This window comes from Paenibacillus sp. sgz302115 (genome assembly GCF_056120445.1).
Window position 1 is genome coordinate 1 of the sequence record NZ_JBVYOK010000048.1, and the last position, 2,691, is coordinate 2,691.

At 54.2% G+C, this 2,691-nt stretch carries 1 rRNA gene; it reads left to right on the plus strand.

From position 1 onward, the window contains the following. Positions 1-2,691, plus strand: a 23S ribosomal RNA gene (locus tag AC0LWN_RS32540); the annotation flags it as partial.

Sequence of the window (2,691 nt, forward strand, 5' to 3'; positions counted from 1 at the left end):
TACTCATACCTGAATACATAGGGTATGGAGAGGCAGACCAGGGGAACTGAAACATCTAAGTACCCTGAGGAAGAGAAAACAATAGTGATTCCGTCAGTAGCGGCGAGCGAACGCGGAACAGCCTAAACCAAGGGGCTTGCCCCTTGGGGTTGTGGGACGTCTCACATGGAGTTACAAAGGAATATGGTAGGTGAAGAGGTCTGGAAAGGCCCGCGATAGAGGTAAAAGCCCTGTACCCTAAACTGTGTTCCCTCCGAGACGGATCCCGAGTAGTGCGGGGCACGTGAAACCCCGTATGAATCCGGCAGGACCATCTGTCAAGGCTAAATACTACCTGGCGACCGATAGTGAAACAGTACCGTGAGGGAAAGGTGAAAAGCACCCCGGAAGGGGAGTGAAATAGAACCTGAAACCGTGTGCTTACAAGAAGTCAGAGCCCTATGCTGGACTTGTCCAGCACGGGTGATGGCGTGCCTTTTGTAGAATGAACCGGCGAGTTACGTTTAACATGCAAGGTTAAGGTGAGAAGCCGGAGCCGCAGCGAAAGCGAGTCTGAATAGGGCGAATGAGTATGTGGACGTAGACCCGAAACCGTGTGATCTACCCCTGTCCAGGGTGAAGGTGCGGTAACACGCACTGGAGGCCCGAACCCACGTACGTTGAAAAGTACGGGGATGAGGTGGGGGTAGCGGAGAAATTCCAATCGAACTCGGAGATAGCTGGTTCTCCCCGAAATAGCTTTAGGGCTAGCCTCGGTGAATGGAGTCGTGGAGGTAGAGCACTGATTGGGTGCGGGGCCCGCAAGGGTTACCAAGCTCAGTCAAACTCCGAATGCCATGGACTTCTTGCCGGGAGTCAGACAGTGAGTGCTAAGATCCATTGTCAAAAGGGAAACAGCCCAGACCATCAGCTAAGGTCCCCAAGTGTGTGTTAAGTGGGAAAGGATGTGGAGTTGCACAGACAACCAGGATGTTGGCTTAGAAGCAGCCACCATTGAAAGAGTGCGTAATAGCTCACTGGTCGAGTGACTCTGCGCCGAAAATGTAACGGGGCTAAACACACCACCGAAGCTATGGCTTGATGCTTTGCATCAGGGGTAGGGGAGCGTTGTATGTGGGTTGAAGGTGTACCGTAAGGAGCGCTGGACAGCATACAAGTGAGAATGCCGGTATGAGTAACGAAAAGATCAGTGAGAATCTGATCCGCCGAAAGCCCAAGGTTTCCTGAGGAAGGCTCGTCCGCTCAGGGTAAGTCGGGACCTAAGGCGAGGCCGACAGGCGTAGTCGAAGGACAACAGTTTGAAATTACTGTACCACCGTAATCCGCTATGAGCGATGGGGTGACGCAGGAGGGTAGTGACGCGGACTGATGGATGTCCGTCCAAGCAGTGAGGCTGGTGTGTAGGCAAATCCGCACACCGAAAGGCTAGGCTGTGATGGGGAGCGAAAATTACAGTAGCGAAGGTCATGATCTCACACTGCCAAGAAAAGCCTCTAGTCAGGAGAAGGTGCCCGTACCGCAAACCGACACAGGTAGGCGAGAAGAGAATTCTAAGGCGCGCGGAAGAACTCTCGTTAAGGAACTCGGCAAAATGACCCCGTAACTTCGGGAGAAGGGGTGCCTCGGTAGGGTGAATAGCCCGAGGGGGCCGCAGTGAAAAGGCCCAAGCGACTGTTTAGCAAAAACACAGGTCTGTGCGAAGCCGCAAGGCGAAGTATACGGGCTGACGCCTGCCCGGTGCTGGAAGGTTAAGGGGAGTGGTTAGGGGTAACCCGAAGCTATGAACCGAAGCCCCAGTAAACGGCGGCCGTAACTATAACGGTCCTAAGGTAGCGAAATTCCTTGTCAGGTAAATTCTGACCCGCACGAATGGCGTAACGACTTGGGCGCTGTCTCAACGAGAGATCCGGTGAAATTTTAATACCTGTGAAGATGCAGGTTACCCGCGACAAGACGGAAAGACCCCATGGAGCTTTACTGCAGCTTGATATTGAATTTGGGTACGATCTGTACAGGATAGGTGGGAGCCGTGGAAGCCGGAGCGCAAGCTTCGGTGGAGGCGCCGTTGGGATACCACCCTGATCGTATCTAGGTTCTAACCTGGTACCCTAAGCGGGTACGGGGACCGTGTCAGGCGGGCAGTTTGACTGGGGCGGTCGCCTCCTAAAGAGTAACGGAGGCGTTCAAAGGTTCCCTCAGAATGGTTGGAAATCATTCGCAGAGTGCAAAGGCAAAAGGGAGCTTGACTGCGAGACCTACAAGTCGAGCAGGGACGAAAGTCGGACTTAGTGATCCGGTGGTACCGCATGGAAGGGCCATCGCTCAACGGATAAAAGCTACCCTGGGGATAACAGGCTTATCTCCCCCAAGAGTCCACATCGACGGGGAGGTTTGGCACCTCGATGTCGGCTCATCGCATCCTGGGGCTGAAGTAGGTCCCAAGGGTTGGGCTGTTCGCCCATTAAAGCGGTACGCGAGCTGGGTTCAGAACGTCGTGAGACAGTTCGGTCCCTATCTGTCGTGGGCGTAGGAAATTTGAGAGGAGCTGTCCTTAGTACGAGAGGACCGGGATGGACGTACCGCTGGTGCACCAGTTGTTCCGCCAGGAGCATGGCTGGGTAGCTACGTACGGACGGGATAAGCGCTGAAAGCATCTAAGCGTGAAGCCCCCCTCAAGATGAGATTTCCCAG